This is a genomic window from Paenibacillus sp. TCA20, from assembly GCF_000732325.1.
GTDB classification, from domain to species: domain Bacteria; phylum Bacillota; class Bacilli; order Paenibacillales; family Paenibacillaceae; genus Paenibacillus; species Paenibacillus urinalis.
The window spans coordinates 461,320-481,982 of record NZ_BBIW01000002.1 but is presented as its reverse complement, the minus strand read 5'-3'; the positions used below and the strand labels follow the sequence as shown (position 1 = coordinate 481,982).

Genomic DNA, 20,663 nt, shown 5'->3' with positions numbered 1-20,663 from the left:
ATTGGAGGAGAGAGATCGTGTTAGACAATCTAGAGCTCATTAAGCAAAGAGAAGAACAAGAGGGCATGCTTGTACTAGTCAAAGCCACCCCTGAAGAAACGAATGATATTGTTTTTCTGTTGAAGGAAGCAGCGGAATGGATGGTTGCAAGCGAATTGAAGCATTGGACACCGGACATGTTTACCTCGGAATCTGTCCGCTCCTATTTTGATGACCGTGAAGTATATGTCGCTTATCTGAACAAAGTACCTGTCGGTATGTTCACGCTGCAAGGCAGTGATCCATCGTATTGGGGTCCTCTTAATGATGATCAATACGGCTATCTGCATCGACTAACGGTTCGTCAAGCGTACCGCAAACGTGGAATCAGTGAGTGGCTGCTTGATGCGGCAGAAGAGATTGTCACCTCTAAAGGTAAGAGGGCCTTAAGGCTGGATTGTATTACGCATAGTCCTAAGCTTAATGCATTTTACCAAGGGCTTGGATTCAAGCATCAAGGCGTTACGGACATGGGAGTCCGGGTTGTAAATTTGTACGAACGTTAAGGTGTAAGCTGGCACCCTATTATTTTGCAAGTGAAAAGAGCACTCCTAGAAGAAGGGGTGCTCTTTTCGTTCGAAAATGTTATTATGATGATAAGCCTTCCGCACGAAGGCGACCTGTTTTTTCATATACTTCTTTAAGCAGACGGTTAGGCTGAGTACGTACCGCAGGCTTAGAAACGACGGTCTCATGAGGTCCAATGACTACGATCTCGTCTACTTTGCCTTTGATGACTGCGCCATCTCTTACAATGGCACCTTCGCCAATAATTGCGTGCTCGATCGTTACATTACGTCCGATCTTCGCATTCGGCATCACTACACTGTCTTTAATGGAGCTTGACTTTCCAATTTCGACACCGTAGAAGATGACCGAACGGTCTGCATCACCTTCAATGGCACATGATTCATGAACCATACAAGTATCAAAGCTGCTTGTTCTCGGTTTATGAGCACTTGGTTTAGTACGCCATTGGCGAGTGAACATCGGCCACGTTTGTTCAGATTCCTTGTTCAAGGTTACTCCGTTCAAGAGATCCATATGGGCATCCCATAACGATTGAACCGTGCCTACATCTTTCCAATACCCGTTAAAGTTGTATACATATAGCGGGTCTTCGCTCGTAAGCATGGCTGGAATAAGATCTTTACCGAAGTCATGTCCAGATTCCTGAATGGCCGCATCACGAAGCAAATGCTCCTTTAAGTAGCTCCACTTAAATACATAAATACCCATTGAAGCCAGGTTGCTCTCCGGTTTCGCTGGTTTTTCAACGAACTCGGTAACACGCATGTCTTCATCCGCACCCATCACACCAAAGCGATGTGCCTCATTCCAAGGTACTTCGATAACAGCAATCGTCGCCTTAGCACCTTTGTCGGTGTGATATTGAAGCAGCTCACGATAATCCATTTGATAAATGTGATCTCCAGACAGAATAAGTACGTCTTCCGGATCATGTTGATCAATAAATTCAATGTTTTTATATATAGCATCAGCAGTTCCGCAATATCCTTCTTCACATCCAATATTCCAAGAAGGAAGGAGTGATATTCCATTCCCGCCAGATTGGTTCAGTCTCCAAGGCTCACCTTCACCAATATGTTGATGCAGTGATTCAGCCTCATATTGTGTTAATACTCCCACTGTATCAATTCCTGAATTTACACAGTTGCTGAGAGGAAAATCGATAATCCGATAATTTCCACCAAAGTGAACAGCAGGTTTAGCAATGCTCGATGTCAAAGGCGCAAGGCGCTTTCCTTCTCCTCCTGCGAGCAACATGGCGATGCAGTCTTTCTTAGCCATTTCGTTTCCCTCCCGAATGTTAATGTTGACGTTGAGATATTATTAAACGGCGACCTTCACCCGTGAAACAACCTTTTCAGAAAAACTTGAAAAATAAATAAAAAATTGATTTTGAGCTATTTTTGCTATTCAAATTGGTGAAAATGGGGTAATAATGTGTTTGAAATTCTAATTAAAAAAGCAGGTGATCTTTTGACCGAGAACAAATGGTTGGAACAATCCATCATCTCTTCTGAAGATATTTATTATTTTCATGAAGGGACGTCTCATTTCAGTCATCACTTTATGGGGGCACACCCCGTTGTGGAAGATGGGGTTAAGGGTTACCGGTTTACGGTATGGGCTCCCAACGCGATAAAAGTGGGCCTTGCTCACGATCGGAACGGTTATCACGGCCTTGGCGAGTCTGATCTCTTATATAAGATACCCGATTCGGGACTTTGGACTCGTTTTTTTCCTGAAATTAAAGAAGGAATTTTTTACAAATATCATATTATTTCTCCCCATGGTGAATCCTTGCTCCGTGCAGATCCATATGCCTTCGAGGCAGAGGTAAGACCGGCAACGGCATCGGTAACAGCGGACATCGAAGGATATGTATGGCATGATGCGGCTTGGCGCCGCAAACAGAAGGAGCCTTACAATAAACCGCTCCATATATATGAAATGCATTTTGGAACATGGAAGCAAAAGGATGATATGAGTTTCTATACATACCGAGAAATGGCGGAGCTGCTCATCCCTTATCTTGTTGAAATGTCCTACACTCATGTCGAGTTCATGCCGCTCAGTGAGCATCCCTACGATCTGTCCTGGGGTTATCAGAATACAGGTTATTTTGCCCCAACCAGCAGGTATGGTACTCCTAAAGATTTGATGTTCTTGATTGACCAGCTTCATCAAGCCGGTATAGGCGTGATTCTGGACTGGGTACCTGCTCATTTTGCGAGAGATGCACACGGACTTCGTATGTTTGACGGTACACCGCTCTATGAGTATGCGGATCCACTCAAATCCGATAAGCCAGGCTGGGGTACACTGAGCTTTGATTATTCAAAGCCGGAGGTGAGATCGTTTCTGATCTCTAACGCCATTTACTGGATGGAAAAATATCATATTGATGGACTTCGGATTGATGCGGTCACGAGTATGCTCAGGCTGGATTTTGAGAAAAACGAAGGCCAATATACTTTAAATGAATTTGGCGGCGTCGAAAATTTGGAAGCCATCGATTTTATAAAACAGTTAAACACGACGATCTATCATTATTATCCTAATGCACTCATGATGGCGGAAGAATCAAGCGCATGGCCTGGTGTGACAAGCCCTGTATTTGCTGACGGACTTGGCTTCAATTACAAATGGAACATGGGCTGGATGAACGATACCTTGGAGTATTTCAAAACAGATTTCCGTTATCGGCCTTATAAGCACAATCTGCTTACCTTTCCTGTTGTTTATGCGCAGGCGGATAACCACTTGCTTCCACTTTCACATGATGAGGTGGTGCACGGGAAGAAGTCGCTGCTGGACAAGATGCCAGGCAACTATGAGCAGAAATTTGCAGGACTTCGTGCGCTTCTCGGTTATTTCATGACCTTTCCTGGCAAAAAGCTGCTCTTTATGGGAGGGGAATTCGGTCAGTTTATCGAATGGAAGGATGAAGAGCCCCTAGATTGGTTCTTGCTGGATTATGAGAGTCATCGTAAGCTTCATGCCTACTCTAAGGCGCTGAATGAACTGTATATCCGGGAAAAAGGACTATGGGAACTGGATCACTCGGGTGAAGGCTATGAATGGATATCAGCAGATGATCACTCACAAAGTGTTATTTCCTATCTCCGAAAAGGCAAGAAGCCAGGAGATACACTGATTGTCGTCATTAATCTTCAGCCTGTGGCTAGACAGAATTATCGCATAGGAATCGCAAGACCTGGTTCATATACTGAAATTTTCAATAGTGACGACACGGAATTTGGCGGAGAAGGGCAGCATGTTAATAATGAGATCCGCACGGAGAAAACTTCCTGGCATGGACAGCCGAACAGTCTGGTTCTCACGCTTCCGCCTCTCAGTGTTGTTATTTTGAAGAAGACAACCCGTGGCAGAGTAAAATCGGACGCTAAGCCTGTGGAACTCAAAAATGAGATTGCACTGGATAAGAAAAAAGCCGTCAAGCCCAAAAAACGACAACCCAACAAGCACTGCAGGATGCTCCGATTGTATAAACAAAACACACCAGCAGTATATATGTAGAGCGAAAGCATCGATCAAGGAGGAAGCACTAATGAATGTACTATTCGCCGCAGCAGAAGGGCATCCATTCATCAAAACGGGAGGACTGGCCGATGTCATCGGCGCACTGCCTCAGGCATTGCGTAAAAATGGGGTTGATGTTCGAGTTGTGTTACCCAAATATAAAGGCATAAATGACCGTTACCGTGAGAAGATGGAGCCCGTAACGGTGGCCGATGTATACGTCGGCTGGCGCAAGCAGTATTGCGGAGTAGAGCGTCTCGTTCATAACGGCATTACATTCTATTTCCTCGATAATGAATATTACTTCGGCAGAGATGGAATATACGGTTACATGGATGATGGTGAACGATTCGCCTTCTATAATCGTGCGGTGCTGGAAGTAATCCCATTTCTGGATTTCGAGCCGGATGTCATTCATTGTCATGACTGGCATACAGGAATGATCCCGCTAATTAAAAAGGCACATTATGATCATCTCCCTGAATATCAGTCCATTAGAACGGTGTTTACGATTCATAATCTGTTGTATCAAGGTATATTCCCGTACGAGGTACATCATGACTTACTAAATTTACATGATCAGTATTTTACGATGGATGGTGTAGAGTACTACGGTAATCTAAACTTTATGAAGGCCGGTTTAGTGTATTCCGATCATGTGACGACGGTTAGTCCGACTTATGCTGAGGAGATTAAGACAGCTCACTACGGATATGGTCTTGATGGACTGCTTCGATCGCTTGGCAGCAAGCTGTCGGGAATCGTTAATGGAATTGATACGGACAGTTATAACCCTGAGAACGATAGAGATCTCGCTGCGGTTTATACCTCAGCTGATATGGAGTTAAAGCTTAAAAATAAAACCGCTCTTCAGCAGGAGCTTGGATTGCCCGTTCGACCTGAGGTTCCTGTCATCGCAATGGTTACTCGTCTTGTAGAGTCCAAAGGTCTGGATCTGGTATGCAGAACACTTGATGAGCTATTGTATTACGATGATGTCCAGTTTATTCTACTGGGTACAGGTGAACATGCATACGAGCACTGGTTCTATGAGGCAGGTCTTCGTCATCCTGAGAAGATGTCAGCACAAATAAGGTTTAATGAAGGCTTATCCAGAAGATTCTATGCCGGCAGTGATCTGTTTCTGATGCCTTCCATGTTTGAGCCTTGCGGAATCAGCCAGCTGCTCGCATTACAGTATGGAAGCATCCCGATTGTTCGTGAGACAGGTGGTTTGAATGATACGGTACAGGCCTACAACGAGTTTACAGGAGAAGGAACAGGCTTCACTTTCACCAATTACAATGCACATGACATGCTGTTTACAATCAGAAGAGCATTGCAGTTCTATGGTCTCAAAGATCATTGGCAGATAATTATGTATAATGCGATGAACGGAGATTACAGCTGGGATGTATCGGCAGAAGCCTATACGGATATATACGAGAGGTTAACGGCGAAGTAACTTCAACTCGTTTAACTATTTACAATGAAGTCATTTATATCAGCCTTAACTATTTAGCGATCTCACTTGGGCTTGTAGGCGGCATAAAGTGTTAACTTAGTTGCTTCATTATAAAGAGGGTACCGAGAATTAAACTCGGTACCCTTTTTTCTTTTGACGGGAATTTCATTTAATGATTTATGAAATTGATTCATTTGCTGAATTTAAATGTGATTTACTGCATGGTGAGCTGTTTTAATCCGGGTAAGCAGTTCTGGTTGTGTGATGACATCATAAGCGGTGTTTCCGAGTGCCTTGGCCGCGAGAATCATGCCTGAGAGTGCTCGTTCCTCCATTGCCAAATCTCTAAATTCCTTTGAATGAAGCGCATGCTTCTCCTCAATAATTTTGATGTACGGATGGATGGCTGGAATTCTTAAAGATACATTGCCCATATCCATGGAGCCGTGATCGTCTCCAGTACTGATCTCGTCCTTGCTAATACCAAGCTCTACTAAGTTGGCACTAAAGACATCAGACAAAATCTCATTCGTGTTCATCTCGTCGTATGAAGTTTCATAATTGGACGTCTTCAAAGTGCAGCCGGTTTGAAGAGCGCTTCCTTCTGCAATTTTAATGACGCGTTCCGTTAACACTTCAAGCTCTTTGCGTGTAGATGCCCGGACATAAAACTGGGCTGAGGCGTAATCCGGAATAATGTTGGCAGCTTCACCGCCATGGTTAATAATGCCATGGATGCGAACAGTGCTCTTCACTTGTTGACGGAAAGCATTAATGCCGTTGAACGTTTGAATAACAGCATCAAGTGCGTTAATCCCTTCATGGGGACTTGCAGCTGCATGTGAGGATTTACCGAAGAACTCAAATTGGATAGCATCCATGGCCAGGGAGGTGCCTGATTTCTCATATGCATAAAATGGATGCGTCATCATGGCAATATCACAGTCGTCGAATAATCCGGCAGCAGCCATGGGTACTTTGGCGCCTTTGGTTTCCTCAGCAGGCGTTCCAAATACTTTGATGGAACCCCCGATCTCATCAATGACGGATTTGAGACCCACTGCTGCACCCAAGCTCATCATACAGATTAAGTGGTGGCCGCAGGCATGCCCTAGTTCAGGAAGGGCATCGTACTCACAGAGCAGTGCGATTCTTGGTCCGGGCTTAGCAGCGCTGTAAGTACCGATAAATGCGGTCTCAAGGCCAAGTATAGGTGCTTCGACTTCAAAGCCATGGAAAATCAGTTCTTCCTTAAGTCTTGCGGATGCAAGGAATTCTTCGTTTCCAAGCTCCGGGTTCTGACCAATATATAATGAAATCTCTTTGAAACGGGAACTATATTGATCAATGGTCTGATTAATGGTCTGTTTGTTCAATTCAAATCGCTCTCCTCGTGGCGGCCTATTTAATGGATGGCCTCATTACACAAGCATTATAGCATTGTCAGTATAATATCGTCTTTAACTTTGTCGAATTTCGAGTGTTCGAGTCGATTGTAAGCGAATAAGCGTGAAAATTATTGGAAGTTCATTGCATATTCATACATTTTCACTTATAATGATGATTCGAATTATTAACAATTATAATTATAAGTCAGTTAAGGAGAGACAAGGGTTGAAGAAAACATTTCGGTTGCTAATGCTCTTTATGTGCATGATCATCCTGCTTCCTGCAGGACTTCAAACGGCTTATGCACAGGATGCTAATAGTGACAAACAACAGCTAATATTGGGAACTAGTGCAGATTTCCCCCCTTATGAGTTTCATACAACGATAGATGGTCAGGATCAAATTGTCGGTTTTGATATCGAAATTGCAAAGTCGATCGCGGAGAAGATGGGAGCTGAGCTGGTTATTCAGGATATGGGCTTTGACAGCCTGCTTCCAGCGCTGCAGAGCGGTCGTGTTGACATCGTTATATCCGGTATGACTCCGACGGAAGAACGTCGGCAAAGCATCGATTTTTCGGATCCGTATTATAAAGCAAGACAGGTTGTCGTGATTCGTGCTGAAGATACGGACAAGTATAAGACGATGGCTGATCTTGAGAACACGAAGCTCGGTGTTCAGAAAGGTTCCATTCAAGAGGAAATTGCGCAGGGAGTGCCGAATGCGAGTATAACCTCACTGGATAAGATCGGTGATATCGTAATGCAGCTTGAAACGGAGCGAGTCGACGCGCTAATCGTAGAGGATACGGTTGCAGCTGGTTACTTAAACGATGACATTGTGCTCGCTGATGCTGTACCGGATGAATCGGAATCCGATGCTGCGATTGGGGTACAAAAAGGTAATACTGAGCTGCTAGCCGTTATTAATGAAACACTTGCCGAACTTAAAGCAGACGACAGAATTACTGAAATGGTAGAGGAAGCAAGTCTTCTGGCAGCAGGCAAGACGGGAGACAAAAATATTTTTGAAGTAGCTTGGGAGTACCGCAGCTATTATGCCAAAGGGATTGGATACACGTTATTGCTGTCCGCTCTCGGTGTAATCTTCGGTTTCCTCATTGGTCTTATTATTACACTGGTACGCATGTCGGGAATTAAGATCCTCGCATGGCTGGGTACCGCTTATGTTGAAGTGCTGCGCGGTACACCAATGCTCGTTCAGCTGATGATTATTCACTATGGTTTGGCCTTGGTATTTGGTATTAATCTCTCACCACTGCAATCCGGTGTAATCACATTATCCATTAACAGCTCGGCCTATCTCGCTGAAATTTTCAGAGCAGGAATTCAGGGAGTGGACAAAGGACAGATGGAAGCTGCCCGTTCACTCGGTATGACGCGTGGAGCAGCACTGAGACATATCATTTTGCCGCAGGCGATGAAGACAGTTCTTCCGGCCATCGGTAATGAATTTATTACCATTATTAAGGAATCGTCTATTATTTCCGTCATCGGTATGATGGATATTATGTACCAGGCGAATACGGTTCGCAGTATTACGTATCAAGGTCTGAGCCCGTATATCATTGCCGCGGTCATCTACTTCATTCTTACCTTCATGCTGTCCAAGCTGCTAGGTGCATTTGAAAGGAAGCTGAGAACAAGTGATAATCGTTAAAAATTTGCATAAATCCTTTGGAGATCTCAATATTTTGAAGGGAATTGATATCGAGATCGGCAAAGGTGAAGTTGTCGTCGTAATCGGTCCTTCAGGATCAGGCAAAAGTACATTTCTACGCTGCCTGAATCTGCTGGAAGTGCCGAGCGATGGAACCATTTTGTTCGAAGGCAATTCCATAACAGATCCGAAGCATAACATTAACTCTACCCGTGAAAAAATGGGCATGGTATTCCAGCACTTTAATCTGTTTCCTCATAAGACAGTAGGAGAGAACATTACACTTGCCCCAGTCACGGTGAAAAATATTGCTGCACAAGAAGCCGACAAAATTGCCGATGATCTTCTCAAGACCGTGGGATTGTCCGATAAGAAGAACATTTATCCTAACCAATTGTCGGGCGGACAGAAGCAGCGTATCGCGATCGCGAGAGCTCTTGCAATGCAGCCGCATGTCATGCTGTTTGATGAACCTACCTCAGCGCTGGATCCCGAGATGGTTGGAGAAGTGCTGGATGTCATGAAGAAGCTTGCCGAAGGTGGAATGACCATGGTCATCGTTACACATGAGATGGGCTTTGCCCGCGAAGTCGGCGATCGAATTCTATTCATGGATGGCGGTAAGATCGTTGAGGAAGGAACACCAGAGGAAGTATTCACGAATCCTCAGCATCCGCGTACGAAGGATTTTCTCAGCAAGGTATTATAACACTTATATTTTGTAATGATTACTGCCCCAGACATTCGTGTCTGGGGTATTTTTGTGTATAGATTGGAGCCGGTTAGACAGCAGTTTCCAACATTTACATAATACAAGGTTACAAAATTGTGATATATTTACGTCAGTCAGATTCATGAGGGAGGACATTATGTTTAAATCTTTCAAGAAGACTAGCATTGCTGCAGCGATCTTAGGTGCGGCTTTGATGGTTCAGGTTGTTCCCGCGCAGGCGGCCAAGGTGCATACTGCTGTAGAAGGGGACACATTTTACACACTATCCAAAAAGTATAAAGTAAATCTACAACAACTAATGAATGCAAATAAAAAAACTCTCGCCATATAACATTTACGGCGGACTGAAGATTACAATACCAACAACGTCGAAATTGACGGCTCAAGCAGCTGGCAGTAACAGCAATCAAGCAGTGACTGCAAGCTTAAATGTAGACAGCTCAAACAAAGTGGTTGAGGCGTGGGGCAAGAATTTTGATTATAGCAAAACGCTGAATGTCAAAGCGACAGCTTACTCCTCGGATCCTGCGGAGAACGGCGGATACGGAGCCGTCGATTATTTCGGCAATGATCTGAAGCTCGGTACCATTGCGGTAGATCCTGATGTCATCCCTCTTGGAACCAAGGTTCTCGTAACCGGACATTCTCATGACGGGCTGCCGGATAAGGCTTTTGTAGCCACGGCTACGGATATTGGCGGTGCCATAAAAGGTAACAAAATTGATATCTTTATTCCTGGAAGTCCGAGCTTTGTAAGTGAATTTGGAATCCAGGACGTGAAATTATATTTCATCAAAGAATGAATCAATGAATCCAATCAATCGGGTTGAATAACCGAATAACCTGAACTATGTAAACTCGTGAAGAGCCAGCGGCCTTCACGAGTTTTTTTACTTTTCCAGGCTGATTCCAAGCAGCTCAGGCACGGTGACAAGCTCATAGCCTAAGGCTTGGAGCCTGGTAATCACTTCAGGCAGCGCCTGAATCGTACCGCTGAGATCTGAGCCTACGCCGCCTCCGCCATGCTGAAGGACAATCGCTCCTGGTCTGATGTTAGACATAATGTTCTGTATAACCTCGTTCTTGCCGATTCCCTTCCAGTCGAGTGAATCTACATTCCAATTCACAATGCGATAGGAGTGTTCTGCAGCCCACTTTAATTGATCCTCGGTAATTTCTCCATAAGGGGGACGGATCATTTTTGGATAATACTGAATAATCGGATAGGCAGCCTGCTCTGTTCTTTGAATTTCACTCACAAATTCAGGAACGGACAATCGGTTGAAGTTAGGATGTGAATAGCTGTGATTACCGATCGCGTGACCTTCTTCATGAATTCTCCTGAAAATGTTGGGATATTTTGCGATCCGATGACCATTCGCAAAGAAGGTAGCTGTTACACCGTGATTCTTAAGAATATCTAGAATTTGCGGAGTAAACCTAGGATCGGGAACATCGTCAAATGTTAGCGCCACCTTGTTAACCCTTGGTCCATTGGTAAGGAAGTAATGGCTGTATTTCTTACGCAGCTGTCCCAGAGTTGGTGTATTACGTTCGGAGGAAGCTCTTGAAGAATCGGGCTTGTGAATGGCCGCCGGCTGTATAGAATTCGTATGATTCTTATAGAAGGCATTCGATAAGTCTGGGGATATCAAAGCACTAATAATGGCAATAGAGGGCATTAACATCAAGATGTAACATGACAAACGCTTCATTAATAATTTAACTCCTTTGTTATGTATTTGAAGGCTAAACTGTATTGCATTATGCGAAATTGGTAGCAAGGAACAAGGTGTTACTTGTTTGTTATTACCTTAGCAGGATGATATTATTCTAGAAAAAAAGACGAGGAGCTGAGGGGCGCTTGAGTCAATTGTTTGAGCCTATTAAGATAAAGGGCCTGGAAATTAAAAATCGCGTTGTCATGCCGCCGATGTGTCAATACAGTGTTACGCAGGAGGATGGGATTCCTAATGAGTGGCATTACGTACATTATGTCAGCCGCGCTGTAGGCGGTACGGGATTGATTATTGTTGAAATGACGGGTATACATCCGGACGGAAGAATTACCGATCTGGATACAGGACTATGGAGTGATGACCAAATTCCATCCTATCGAAGACTGGTTGACGCCGTTCATTCCTACGGGTGTAAGATCGGTATTCAGCTGGGGCATGCAGGCCGTAAGGCTCAAGATGCGAAGCCACCTGTTGCACCTTCTGCCATTCCATTCAGCGAGCGGTATGACGTGCCAAGAGCGCTTGAGTATGAAGAAGTGAAGCAGTTGGTCATCGATTATAAGGAAGCGGCGAGAAGGGCAGTAGAGGCTGGCTTTGATACCGTTGAAATACACGGAGCACATGGTTACTTAATTCATCAATTTCATTCTCCTCTGACAAATCTCCGTGAGGACGAATACGGTCAGGACTTATCCCGTTTTGGTGTTGAGGTGATTACGGCGGTTAAAGAAGTGATTCCGAGTGAAATGCCGATCATCATGCGTATTTCCGCGAAGGAGTATGTAGATCATGGCTATGATGTTCGGTATGCGGTTGAACTTAGTCAAAAATATAAGGATGCGGGCGTGGATATCTTCCATATCACCTCTGGAGGAGAAGGCCCGATTGGCTCGGATGGAGGCCCTGCCGCAAGAGCCGGATATCAGGTGGATTTGGCCCATATATTCAAGAATGAGCTGGAGCTTCCGGTGATTGCGGTTGGCCTGCTGGAGGATTATGAGGATGCGAGAAATGTGGTTAAATCGGGTCAAGCCGATCTCGTTGCGGTCGGACGGGGAATGCTGCGTGATCCGTATTGGGCGTTGCACGCATCCCAAGCTATTAGCGGCAAGCAGTCTATACCCAAGCCTTATTTAAGAGGTTTTTAATTATTTTGAAACGTATTTTAAATTGATTCGTAATATTGGATTAGATGCAAAATTGATGAGTTATGAAGAAGAAGGCGAATAGAAAACCATTGGGAGGAATATGAAATGTCGTTTTTTAAAAGATTACGTGATGTTACGATGTCTAACCTTAATGCACTGATTGATAAAGCAGAGGACCCGATTAAATTAACGGATCAATATATTCGTGATATGCAGGAAGACCTTGAGGACGCAGAGAAGGCGGTTGCTTCTCAGATTGCCCTAGAGAAGAAATTCAAGTCTCTGTACGAAGAGCAAGAAGCGTTGGTTAAGAAGCGTGAAGAGCAGGCTCACACCGCAGCCAAGGCCCAGAATATTGATCTGGCGCGTCGCGCATTGGAAGAGAAGAAGAATGCAGAAGCGAAGCTTACTGAATACAAGACAAGTTACGACCAAAACAAGGCGGCGGCTGATAATCTCCGCAGCAAGCTGGAGGAGATGCGCAAGCAGCTCACTGAAATGAAGAGCAAGCGTGAAACTCTGGTTGCCCGTTATAATGCAGCCAAAGCACAAACTGAGATTAACAAGGCGATGAATGACTTTAGCTCAGATTCTGCAACAGCCGGTCTTAAACGGATGGAAGATAAAATGCTGCAGGCTGAAGCCTTGGCAGAAGCAAGCAATGAAATGAACAAGAAGGATAAATCTCTCGACGAAGAGTTTGAGAATCTTGGTAAAGACCAGGCTGTTGAGGACGAACTCGCTGCGCTGATGAAGCAATACGACAATAAATAAGCGTAATGTTGATCAATCTATGAATGGATAACAGGATCAGCACATATATAAGCGAGGGAGAGACCTTTAAAGTTTCTCCTTCGTTTTTCATGAGGAGTTATCTTGAACAGTGGGGGATGTAGGCCAAGATGGAATTTATGGATATTTTACGCATGCTGGTATGGACAGGATCGGGAGCTGTATTGCTATTTATACTGATGTATATCGATTCGCTGTTTACGAAGTATAAGGATTTTGCAGAAGTGAAGGCAGGCAATATGGCGGTAACAACAAGACTTATTATGAAGCTGTTCGCACAGGGCTACATTTTGTCTTCTTCGATATCTGTATCGTATCATTTAGGAGACGCATTAATCGTCTCCGTTATTTCTTTTATCATTCTGCTTGTGATCGAAGCTGTCGTCCATTTCATCATTCGCAGGTTCGCTGCCTTTGATATTGATGGAGGCATGCAGCAGGGCAAGATTGGATATGGGTTGTTCTCCGGAACACTGCATGTGGTTGGGGCATTGATCATTTCGGCTTCACTATAATGAGGATCGAGTAAGAAATAGGGGATTGATAGATAATGAGTATATGGAAAAGAGTAACGAATCTGCTGTCGAAGCCAAAGCCGGAGCCGCAAGAGAAGAGTATGCTGCAGCTGGCTCCTGGAGATATATGCGAGGTATCACTGATCACTTACGAGGTCGTCGGAAGAGTGCAGAATCGTGGACGCAATGCAGTCGTGCTTACGCTTCAAGACGGCAATCAGCTTGCTTACCTGCATATAGAAGAGAGGGAACGACTCACCTACGGATTGTACCAGCCGATTGATGGACGACTCGACAGCCCGGATGAAGTACCGACAACAATAGAGCTTGATGACCGAGATTATCATATGGAAGAACAATACGCAGGGCATGTGCTGACAACAGGAAGAACTCCTTTCTCCCAAAGCGGAGAGCAGCATGTCTGGCAGTATCAGTCTGATGACAATCACCTGCTCAGGATTGAATGGCAAAATGGACGTTTTATGCTGTACGAGGGAGAGCACATCATTCCAGCAGATGTTAAAGTTATTCGGGCAACCTAGGAGAGGTTAACCATGAACAAGCGTTTTTTTTACATGATCAAAATTGTACTTGTCCTCAGTTTATTCGTCTCAGTACTTAGTGGATGTGGAACAGCGTCTGCGGTCAAAGAGAACTACCCGCTCGAATCTGTGAATGGCAGCGGCAATTCAACTTCCTATGTATATCGTGCCGCTGGTATGACCGTACCTGAAGTTGCGAGTGAGCTGATGGAAGAGAGATCACCGGAAGAAGTATCTCCACAGGATACAGAGCGAATGTTCCTTGTATATCCTGATGAGTTATATCATCTGCAGCAAGACCCAGAAACACCGGAAGATACGCTCATTGAAGTGGACTCGCAAGAATATGTCAGACAGAACTACAGCTCTTCTTTTCTCCAGGGTTATATAACGGCATCGATTCTCGACAGTATGTTTGATTCGTTAAAAGGCGCAGGGAAATATCGGGGTTATACGACCCAGAAGACTTATAAACCATCCCAAGGAACGTATCGGACGCCTACGGATAACGATAAGTCGATGGCACCTCCGCTAACGACGAACAAGAGTGGATCCATTATTAGGAGAGGGCTGGGAGATTCAGGAGATACAAGCAAGTCAACCTCAGGAAACAGCGTGCTCGAACGAGGCTCCTCATCGTCCTCTTCTTCCAGCAAAGGTAAGATTGAACGAGGAAAGAGCAGTGGATCAAGTATATTCTCATCTCCGAAGAAGAGCAGCCGGCCCAAAACGAAAATGGGTTCAGGACGTATTACAAGGCGAAGGTAAGTAAAGGTAAACAGGGAAGACAAACAAATAAGAACGGAGCTGGATCTAAAGTAGATTTAATCTTTAGACTCAGCTCTTTTTTTTGAACAGAATTGAGGAATTGGACTATGAAGACCTTGCAGGGATCGTAAGAAGCCGCTACACTTTGGAAAAAGATGATAAACATAAGGAGTATAAGATGGTAAATCTATCAACTGATCCAAAATTTAATCGTAAAGCGATACAAGTCGAGGCTGCTCAGCAGATGTTAACGAAGTATATACAAGAGATGGACACGGAGCTCGTAAGCATTGATGAGGTGCATGGCCATACGATTAGTCGAGATATTCACGCACCGCACCCCTACCCTTATTTTCGGAGATCAGGGATGGATGGATATGCTGTGAAGAGCAGCGATCTTCATGAGGCTTCCAGTACGAATCAAATATGGCTTCAAGTCATAGATGAAATTCCGTGTGGATATGCGTCAGATAAAGTTATTCAATCTGGAACAGCGGCCAGAATTATGACAGGAGCACAAGTGCCGGATGGAGCCGATGCAGTGGTTATGATCGAGGCTGCCGAGGTCCGAAGTGAAGCTGAAGCCGCGTCTGTCGGCTTCAAACGTTCTGTCACATCAGGCACTAATGTTACCCCCATTGGATTAGAGATCTCAGAAGGTGACCTGCTGATCAAAAAGGGGACGCTGCTGTCTGCAGGAGAAATATCGGTCCTCGCCACCTTCGGATTCCACGAGGTGCCGGTATATCGTAAGCCGCAGGTCGCTGTCTTCGCAACAGGAACAGAGCTGCTTCGTGTAGATGAAGAACTGCAGCCCGGCAAAATTAGGAACAGCAACAGCTACATGCTCTTATCTCAAGTGAAGCAGGCCGGCGGTGAGCCGCATCTGCTCGGCTCCATTGTGGATGATATTGAACTTGCACGGCGTATGCTGGAGGAAGTGGTCCAGAAGTATGATGTAATTATAACGACTGGCGGGGTCTCCGTCGGGGACTATGATATTATGGGCGATCTTGTTCGGCAGGATGATGTAGAAATGCTATTTAACAAGGTCATGATGCGGCCTGGCAGTGTGACCACGGCTGCTGTCGTACAGGGTAAATTACTGTTCGCCCTGTCGGGTAATCCAGGCGCATGTTATGTCGGGTTTGAGTTGTTCGTCAGACCGACTCTTCGAATGATGCAGGCTTCAGATTCGCCTTATTTGGAGAAGTGGACCGCAACCTTAGGAGAGGATTACGCCAAGGTAAACAACTTCACTCGTTATGTTCGGGGCAAATTAAGCATTAAGGACGGAAAAGTATATGCATCTGCAGCAAAAGTGGACGAGTCGAGTGTGATGGTCACGATTAAGGATAGTGATTGTCTCATTATAGTTCGTCCAGAATCCAAAGGTCTTAAGGCAGGGGATCCCGTAGAGCTGCTTAAGCTGAACACGGCAGCCGGATGCTAGATGAAGGGGGAGCAGGATGAATTCTGACGATACACACCGTGTTCAATCGAGGATTTGGCAAGTCATCGGATATAAGAATGCGGGAAAAACGACACTGATTACAAGATTGGTGCAAGAGCTGAGAGAACGAGGGTATAAAGCGGCTGTCATTAAGCATGACGGGCATGACCATTTTGATATGGATCATCCGAATACCGACAGTGGTAAATATAGTGAAGCTGGTGCTGAAGCCGTTGCAGTTATTTCTGATACCAGACATGCGGTCATCGAGAAACGGAGTGCATCTCTTGAGGATATCATCAAGCGATTCTCTGCCTATGATTACATTCTGGTGGAGGGGTTTAAGAAAGCATCCTATCCTAAGCTGCTCATGGTGCGAGAACAGGAGGATCTTGCTTTACTTCAGCTAGAACAGGTGAGGGCAGTTATTGCTGTCGATTTAGAATGGCTGAATAAAGAACAGCTGCCTGAATCGGCAGCCTGTTACAATCGTGATCAAGTCACGAGCATTGCAAATTTTATGATTCGGTGCGGCGTTCAATAGCTTCGGACATCGTTTTATCGGTTAGATGTGCATAGACCTCTGTTGTTTCTGTAGAGGCATGACCCAGCTGCTCCTTGGTCTTATAGATATCATTTTGTAAATAATAGTCGGTTGCAAAGGAATGCCGAAGCTTATGAACCGTGAGATAAGGCTTCCCGAAACGTTTGGCATACTTGATAATCATCGCTTGAATGGCACGCTTTGTCATGCGTTTCCCATCTTTTTGACCATTGGGGACCGTGACGAAGAGTGCTTTTTCTCTTTTGGGTGTATGGTAGCGAAGTGTCCGCAGCTGCATATAAGTGAGAAGATCGTCTTTTGCCTGCTCTCGGAAATAGACTGGATTCTTGAAGGTTTCATCGTTGTTGCCCTTACGGTATACATAGAGCACCTTGTTATTAAGATCAAGATCATCGACGTTTAGATTCACGACTTCGGATACCCGCAGGCCTGAATTGAGAATGAGACTGGCGATGCAAGCATCTCTTTCCTTATTCTGTTCATGGGAGTACAGAGCTTGCTTGTTCTTCTCGACATCCTTCGCATAGCCCTCTAATATGTAGCCGATAAATTCAAGCAGCTCATCCTCCTCTAGTATTTTACCTTTGAGCTTGGCCGCTGTATCCTTGGGCTTATGAACGCGCTTGATCTCGATTTTGGCCATAATATTACGCTTCAGGAGCGGGTAAAACTCCTCGTCCTCTGCAATCTGGCTGAGATAATGAAAGAGTGAGCGGAGAGAGGACAGCTTGCGGGATATTGTGATACGTGAATTTGCGCCTTCTCTCTTCGTCGTTAAGTAGATCCGATAGCCTGTGATGCTGTCCATACGGAGTACTTCCAGATCCTTCAAGGTGACATCTGAGTTCTTCTCCGCCGCAGATAATCCCTCTGCACGAAGCCAGGTAAAAAATGTATCGTAATCCCTGACATACTCCAGCAGAGTAGAGGGTGACAGGTCCGGCAGTTTGTAGTCAATGAATTGCTGAACGAACCAGGGCATGGTTACAACACGTTCATCTAGCTTTTTGCGGTCGGTTTCTTTTTGTATATGCATAGCAATGTAACCCCCGGTTTATTAGATTTATGGATTGACCTTATTTTACCACATTGATTTTTCAAAGGAAAAAGCATTCCGCCAAGAAGAAGGAAGAGGATCAGACAGTACGCTTGAAGGTCTGAAACGAAAGTTTTATAGTTTAGTAGAATGGATTCGGTGTAATCGTGTTTAATAGACGTAGAGTATATAAAAAAGACAAGCGCGGGGTGATATAAAATGGAATTAAGCCTCACTATTGTATCCAGGGAAGAGAGCCAGGTTATAAGGCATTTGATGCAATTCTATTTATATGATTTTACCAAGTATTTAGATATTGATGTGAACAGTGATGGAGTCTTCCCCGAATATCCGAACTTGAATGAGTATTTTATCCGTTCGGACAAGTTCCCCTTTCTTATTCGAAGCGGACAAGTGCCTGCCGGATTCGCGTTAGTTGAACGATTGTCCGAACGCCGTGAGGGCGATTACTATATGACGGAGTTTTTTGTGATGCAGAAATATCGTCGCAGCGGGGTTGGCACCTGGGCAGCTCAGGAGCTGTTCCGCCGTTTCCCCGGGGAATGGAAGGTGTCACAGGTTCGTACGAATGTCGCTGCCCAGGCCTTCTGGCGGAAGGTGATCGGTACGTATACGGACGGCCAGTTCCGTGAGCGATTCCACCCCGAGTCGGGGAATCCAAGCCAGCATTTCGTGACTTGAACCTGGGTTCAGCCCACAATAATTTGGTGATTTGGGTCAATGCGGTATGTCCAGGTCTGATTGAGACGAATATTGTTGAATCACAAAAAGAATCGGAGCAAAAGGCTGATTTGATTCTGTTTAAACCAAGTAGATAGCACATTGTGAGGACCATCTTTTCCTGTAATGAGGGAAGGTGGTTCTTTTGACTGCATACACAGGACCATTGTAAACGGATAATTAACTTTAAATAAACAAACCTTTACGATGCGTTGTTGCTTTTCTTTTACAATAGGATGGGAGTATACCGCAGTTAGAGCATGGGAGGATACATAAAATAATGAATTCAACAAATACAGTAACGATTACACTGCTCCAGACAAGTGATGTACATGGCCATATCTATCCAACAGATTACCGGGGACCAGGGGATAAGCCGCTCGGCTATGCCAAACTGTCAGAGCTCATTCGTAAAGAAAGGATGGAGGATCCGTCTCTACTGCTGCTGGACAATGGAGATCTATTGCAGGGGACTCCCTTCATGTATCATTACGCCAAGTACGATAGGAAGGGTGTTCATCCTGCAGCGACTGTGTTAAATACACTGGAATACGATGCAGCGATAATTGGCAATCATGAGTTTAACTACGGGATGGAGCTGCTACAGCGCACGATGGAGGATACGAAGTGCCCTTATCTGTCGGCTAATATTGTGAATGAGACGGATGGCCGGCCGGCGTTTGGACAGCCTTATCGTCTATTTGAGATGCAGGAGGGCATTCGAGTTGCTGTTCTGGGTGTCACGACGCACTATATTCCGAACTGGGAGGAACCCTCGAACATTCAAGGCCTGGCATTCGAGGATGCCCTTGCCTCGGCGCAGCGCTGGGTAACTCACATTCGAGAGATGGAGAAGCCGGATGCCATCGTTGTAAGCTATCACGGCGGGTTTGAACGTGATCCTCATACAGGAGATGCCACCGAGCCTCTGACAGGAGAGAATCAGGGTTATGAGATGTGCATGCGGCTTGAAGGTGTTGATGTGCTGCTCACAGGTCATCAGCATCGTCTGCTCGCGGGAGAGCTGAACGGAGTGGTCTATGTGCAGCCTGGCTCTTCAGGACAGGCGATATCGAAGGTGCAGCTGATGTTTAGCCGCAAGCCTGAAGGTGGGTGGGTAATCCGTGACAGGAATGCCATACTCCTGCATGCAGAGGATGCACAGGCAGATCCAGAAATACTGGAGATCTTTGCCGAAGGTGAACGAAGAACTCAAGCATGGCTGGATCAGCCGATTGGCAGAGTCGAAGGGGATATGTCGATTACAGATCCCATGGCTGCAAGACAGAGAGATCATGCTTTTACGGAGTTCGTTAATCGGGTACAAATGGAGTCAACAGGGGCACCCATCTCCTGTGCCGCAATATTTACCAATGAAGCGAGAGGGTTCACCGAGCACATTACGATGAGAGATGTCGTCTCTAATTATATTTATCCGAATACACTCAAAGTGCTGCTTCTGACCGGCAGCGATATCCGGGCGGCACTAGAGCAGAATGCTTGTTATTTCAGTCTGGATGCGAATGGAACAGGTCTTAGAACTTCGGATAGCTATCTTCTGCCGAAGCCGCAGCATTTTAATTATGACATGTGGGAAGGAATCGAATATGAATTGGACATTTCCAGACCTGAAGGAAGCCGAGTCACGAAGCTGTTATTCAAAGGCTCTTCATTAGCGGATGACGCTGAATATGAAGTGGTCATGAACAGCTATCGGGCAGGAGGGGGAGGGAACTTCTCCATGCTGGTGAACAAGCCTGTCGTACGGGAGATCCCGACAGATATGACGGAAATTTTGGCAGACTATATCATGAAGCGAGAAACCATACATGCTTCCTGCAATAACAATTGGAGAGTGATCTACTAAACCAGCTGTACTCTCCCGCTCAGAACATCGTAAATAAAACCTCCGAATGCATTCGGAGGTTTTTGGCTTGCAATGATTTATTAGATATAAAAGAACAAATTTCATAATACCTTTAGCTGA

The 20,663-nt window shown here is 45.1% G+C and carries 20 protein-coding genes; 16 read left to right on the top strand and 4 right to left on the bottom strand.

Annotated features, from left to right (window positions below; translation table 11 throughout):
* The first annotated feature begins 17 nt into the window (after positions 1-17).
* Complete coding sequence (locus tag TCA2_RS05815; protein ID WP_052511768.1) at positions 18-545, top strand: GNAT family N-acetyltransferase; 528 nt, start codon at positions 18-20, stop codon at positions 543-545.
* A gap of 82 nt (positions 546-627) precedes the next feature.
* Here the strand turns inward: TCA2_RS05815 and TCA2_RS05810 are convergent, their stop codons facing one another.
* Positions 628-1,851 carry a glucose-1-phosphate adenylyltransferase gene (locus TCA2_RS05810; RefSeq protein ID WP_047910603.1) on the bottom strand — a complete coding sequence of 408 codons (1,224 nt, stop codon included), beginning with the start codon at positions 1,849-1,851 and terminating at the stop codon, positions 628-630.
* 210 nt (positions 1,852-2,061) lie between these two features.
* On the opposite strand from TCA2_RS05810, the gene glgB reads away from it, so the two are divergent.
* On the top strand, positions 2,062-4,107 hold the full coding sequence (gene glgB, locus TCA2_RS05805; protein ID WP_370510321.1) for a 1,4-alpha-glucan branching protein GlgB: 2,046 nt from the start codon (positions 2,062-2,064) through the stop codon (positions 4,105-4,107).
* Between the two features lie 31 nt (positions 4,108-4,138).
* On the top strand, positions 4,139-5,575 hold the full coding sequence (glgA, locus tag TCA2_RS05800) for a glycogen synthase GlgA (protein ID WP_047910602.1): 1,437 nt from the start codon (positions 4,139-4,141) through the stop codon (positions 5,573-5,575).
* Between the two features lie 203 nt (positions 5,576-5,778).
* Here the strand turns inward: glgA and TCA2_RS05795 are convergent, their stop codons facing one another.
* Entirely contained in the window at positions 5,779-6,951 is a 1,173-nt protein-coding gene (locus TCA2_RS05795; RefSeq protein WP_047910601.1) for a M20 family metallopeptidase, read from the bottom strand.
* Between the two features lie 238 nt (positions 6,952-7,189).
* Here TCA2_RS05795 and TCA2_RS05790 point away from each other — a divergent pair, with 238 nt between their 5' ends.
* The 4 genes from TCA2_RS05790 to TCA2_RS05780 all read left to right on the top strand — a co-directional run bounded on the left by TCA2_RS05790 (position 7,190) and on the right by TCA2_RS05780 (position 10,180).
* The gene (locus TCA2_RS05790; protein WP_052511766.1) at positions 7,190-8,644 is read left to right on the top strand and encodes an ABC transporter substrate-binding protein/permease; all 1,455 of its coding nucleotides are present in this window, start codon (positions 7,190-7,192) and stop codon (positions 8,642-8,644) included.
* Positions 8,631-9,353: an amino acid ABC transporter ATP-binding protein gene (locus tag TCA2_RS05785; protein WP_047910600.1), complete on the top strand. Its 723-nt coding sequence runs from the start codon at positions 8,631-8,633 to the stop codon at positions 9,351-9,353. The genes TCA2_RS05790 and TCA2_RS05785 overlap by 14 nt, the downstream gene beginning before the upstream one ends.
* Positions 9,354-9,513: 160 nt before the next feature.
* Positions 9,514-9,708, top strand: a complete 195-nt coding sequence (locus TCA2_RS27970) for a LysM domain-containing protein (RefSeq protein WP_193745997.1) — start codon at positions 9,514-9,516, stop codon at positions 9,706-9,708.
* A complete protein-coding gene (locus tag TCA2_RS05780) occupies positions 9,680-10,180 on the top strand; it encodes a 3D domain-containing protein (RefSeq protein WP_193745996.1) in 501 nt (166 codons plus the stop codon). Before TCA2_RS27970 ends, TCA2_RS05780 begins: the two co-directional genes overlap by 29 nt.
* An 87-nt stretch (positions 10,181-10,267) precedes the next feature.
* Here the strand turns inward: TCA2_RS05780 and TCA2_RS05775 are convergent, their stop codons facing one another.
* Positions 10,268-11,092 (bottom strand): polysaccharide deacetylase family protein, encoded by an 825-nt coding sequence (locus TCA2_RS05775; RefSeq protein ID WP_047910599.1) that lies wholly within the window; start codon positions 11,090-11,092, stop codon positions 10,268-10,270.
* A 149-nt stretch (positions 11,093-11,241) separates the two neighbouring features.
* Between TCA2_RS05775 and TCA2_RS05770 the strand changes: the two genes are divergently transcribed.
* From TCA2_RS05770 to mobB, 7 genes are all read left to right on the top strand, one after another.
* Positions 11,242-12,264 (top strand): NADH:flavin oxidoreductase/NADH oxidase, encoded by a 1,023-nt coding sequence (locus TCA2_RS05770; RefSeq protein WP_047910598.1) that lies wholly within the window; start codon positions 11,242-11,244, stop codon positions 12,262-12,264.
* A gap of 105 nt (positions 12,265-12,369) precedes the next feature.
* A complete protein-coding gene (locus TCA2_RS05765) occupies positions 12,370-13,038 on the top strand; it encodes a PspA/IM30 family protein (protein ID WP_047910597.1) in 669 nt (222 codons plus the stop codon).
* Between the two features lie 128 nt (positions 13,039-13,166).
* Complete coding sequence (locus tag TCA2_RS05760) at positions 13,167-13,571, top strand: DUF350 domain-containing protein (RefSeq protein ID WP_047910596.1); 405 nt, start codon at positions 13,167-13,169, stop codon at positions 13,569-13,571.
* A 35-nt stretch (positions 13,572-13,606) separates the two neighbouring features.
* Complete coding sequence (locus TCA2_RS05755; protein ID WP_047910595.1) at positions 13,607-14,113, top strand: DUF4178 domain-containing protein; 507 nt, start codon at positions 13,607-13,609, stop codon at positions 14,111-14,113.
* Positions 14,114-14,125: 12 nt separating this feature from the next.
* Complete coding sequence (locus TCA2_RS05750; protein WP_047910594.1) at positions 14,126-14,881, top strand: DUF4247 domain-containing protein; 756 nt, start codon at positions 14,126-14,128, stop codon at positions 14,879-14,881.
* A gap of 178 nt (positions 14,882-15,059) precedes the next feature.
* Entirely contained in the window at positions 15,060-16,334 is a 1,275-nt protein-coding gene (glp, locus tag TCA2_RS05745; RefSeq protein ID WP_047910593.1) for a gephyrin-like molybdotransferase Glp, read from the top strand.
* Between the two features lie 16 nt (positions 16,335-16,350).
* A complete protein-coding gene (gene mobB / locus TCA2_RS05740; protein ID WP_047910592.1) occupies positions 16,351-16,878 on the top strand; it encodes a molybdopterin-guanine dinucleotide biosynthesis protein B in 528 nt (175 codons plus the stop codon).
* Here mobB and xerS read toward each other — a convergent pair.
* A complete protein-coding gene (xerS, locus tag TCA2_RS05735; RefSeq protein WP_047910591.1) occupies positions 16,853-17,935 on the bottom strand; it encodes a tyrosine recombinase XerS in 1,083 nt (360 codons plus the stop codon). The genes mobB and xerS overlap by 26 nt on opposite strands.
* Positions 17,936-18,154: 219 nt before the next feature.
* Between xerS and TCA2_RS05730 the strand changes: the two genes are divergently transcribed.
* Both TCA2_RS05730 and TCA2_RS05725 read left to right on the top strand, forming a co-directional pair.
* Entirely contained in the window at positions 18,155-18,637 is a 483-nt protein-coding gene (locus TCA2_RS05730) for a GNAT family N-acetyltransferase (RefSeq protein ID WP_047910590.1), read from the top strand.
* A gap of 319 nt (positions 18,638-18,956) precedes the next feature.
* The gene (locus tag TCA2_RS05725) at positions 18,957-20,543 is read left to right on the top strand and encodes a bifunctional UDP-sugar hydrolase/5'-nucleotidase (RefSeq protein WP_047910589.1); all 1,587 of its coding nucleotides are present in this window, start codon (positions 18,957-18,959) and stop codon (positions 20,541-20,543) included.
* Positions 20,544-20,663 lie beyond the last annotated feature (120 nt).